Origin of the sequence: Trinickia mobilis (genome assembly GCF_017315705.1) — a bacterium.
GTDB lineage: Bacteria > Pseudomonadota > Gammaproteobacteria > Burkholderiales > Burkholderiaceae > Trinickia_A > Trinickia_A mobilis.
On record NZ_JAFLRF010000024.1, the window covers coordinates 75,886 to 78,381 of the forward strand.

The window sequence follows — 2,496 nt, forward strand, 5'->3', positions numbered from 1 at the left end:
GTCGAAGCGGGTGGCCGCGTCGAGCACCGAGATGGTGAAGTGCCGATCGAACAGTTCCGCAAACGGGCGCTCGTCGATATCGGCGGCGCGCGCCAGCAGCGGCTCGGTGGTTTGCACCGTGAAGCGTTCGGACAACTTGACGTTCATCACTTCGATCTCATCGGCGCGCATGCCGCCCTTCAGGCCGACCAGCCGCGAATAAAACTTTCCTGTGTCGCGATCGCGGTCGATGAGCGGGACGCCGTGCCGCCGCTTGCCGGTGAGCCAGTCGATCTCGTGGTACGAGCCGCCGCGATGCGCGACGGGGACGATGCGGTCTTCGTTGCGCAGATGCACGAGCGGATGGTTGCCCCAGTGGACATGGCTTTCGCCGTCGCGAACGCGAGCGGCCAGCGCGCGGTGCTCGGCGGGCACCTGGGCGTCGGGCAGCGCGAGATCGAACGGGTCGTGATCGGCGACGATGGCGGCGGGATCGGCGACGAGGTCTTCCAGCGGTATGTCCAACTCGTCGATGACTGCGCGGGCGCTGTTCATCGTGACGCGCTCGCCGGCCGGCAATCGCGCGGCCGTCGTAAGGCCGATCTCCAGACCTTCTTCGACGGCTTCGTCGCTGAAGCCGACGAAAAGCGCGTCCAGGCCAAGAAAGAAGGTGCCGAGAATCGCGCGCGTCGCATCCTGATGGCGAATGCCTTCCTCGATATCGTAGAGCGGGCCGATCACCGGGATGAAATCGATCAGGGTGTCCCAGGAGAAATCGCTTGGCTCTATCGGAACCTGATAGCGCTCGGCGATTTGCTTTGCCGCCGCGTCGATGTTCGGAACGGTCAACGGGGCTTGGCGCTTGCGGAGGTTTTCTCGGGCGGTGGCGCGTACCCAGGGGTCTTGATGCAGTCCCTGGTTGAATCGCTCCTCGTACGGTTTGAGTTCCTGCCGGGTATTGATTTTGTTGCCGCCGGGAAGCGTTTGCGTCCGGGAGGAAGCGAGGCCGCCAAAGGCCGCTCGCTGCAAAAACTCGTCCACCGGAGTGCCGCGTCTTTCAATCTGGGTTATCAAACCTCCATCTCCGTAATCGATGATGCTATACACGTATGTTCGCTGCAAGTCGGCGTCGCTCAAGCCATGGGTGCGCAGGATGTCGGCGGCGGCCGCTCGGCGATCGAACCGGGGGGGGGTGCCATACGACGCGCGCAATGCTTCGCCGGCATAGCGCAGCAGCGCGCGGGTTTTCGCCCGCCAGTCCTCTCCTTCGATCACTTCATGTCCCGCGAAGATCACGGTCCATGTATGGGCTCGCACTGTCTCTTGCTCGGAAGCGCGGATTTTGCCCGTGGCAATATCCCTGAGCTGGGCCTGTTTTCCCCGAAAAAACTCTTGCGCCATTTTCTGTTGTTGCGCCGGATCCGTCGGGATCAGTGTTCGTGGCAATTTCGTGAGCAAGAGTGGCCAGATCGTCGACAGATCGGCCTTTGCCCAGGCACGCGCTTTCCAATCTTTCCCGGCGATCTCCGCGCCGCGCGAATGCGCCAGATGAAGCGCGAACAACAGTCGCGGATGGATCGGATAGTGACGCTTCTCAGCCCAGTCTTTCTCTATTTTCTGGAACTGTTCAAGGAGGGCGCGATCGCTGTCGAAGCGCTTCGGCACGGGCTGGCCTTGATGCTCGAGCACGCGGATCGCCGTGCTGGCCAGCGAATGTTGGGGGGTACCGATACGGTATTGAGCGCTCTCTCCGATGGCCGCGAACTTCTCTTTCAGCAGCGCGGTTCTTTGCGCTGCGCTGAGTTCGGCCAATGCCGGAGCGCGATACAGCGCCGGCCGCTTGGCCAGATCGTCGAAATTCAGGTTGAACGCGTTGCGCACCGCGAAGCCGTCGAAATGGATATCGGTCTGGTTGCCGGCCAAGGCGAGCAGCGCATCGAGTTGCCTCTGCTTTTCCAGGTCGGAGGAGATCATCCTAAGGAATGGATTGCGAAGACGCGCTGGTATGTCTGGCCCATTGAGGAGACCGAAGCGCATGTCGCCATATTGGATGTGGTTGAACAGCAGGGCCGCTTCGTCCACCAGCCGCAGGTGCGTTGGGTCTGTGAGCTTGACGCCGTGATAGAAGTCGGCGGGCAGCGTTTGCCGATGCCGATGCAGCACGGCCGCCAGCGCTTCCAGCGGCCGGCGCGAACGCATGTTGATTTTGTCCGGATCGATCCAGCTCGCCAGGGAATATTGCAGGGCATAAAGGTAGACGTCGTTGACAGGGGCCGCGGGGAGCGATTCTCGGGCGAACAATTCCGCCGCGCGCGCCGACGCTTGCGCGTGGCTCGACTCAGGGAAAAAGGCCAGCAGTTCCCCCACAGACATCTCGATGTGCAGGATGCGGTCGATGCGAAGCGAGTGCGCGTCTTGCGATTGCGCTTCGCGCAGGTTGTCCTCGTTGGCCAGCACATCGGTCAGCGGTTGACGCAGATGCTTCAGCCGCGCGGCGGCCGCCGGTTCGGCGAGCCC

The 2,496-nt window shown here is 62.5% G+C and carries 1 protein-coding gene; it reads right to left on the reverse strand.

Going from position 1 to position 2,496, the window contains the following annotated elements; all coding sequences use genetic code 11:
* Positions 1-2,496 (reverse strand): hypothetical protein (locus J3489_RS25875; RefSeq protein WP_207002935.1); only part of this gene is annotated, 2,496 nt, incomplete at both ends.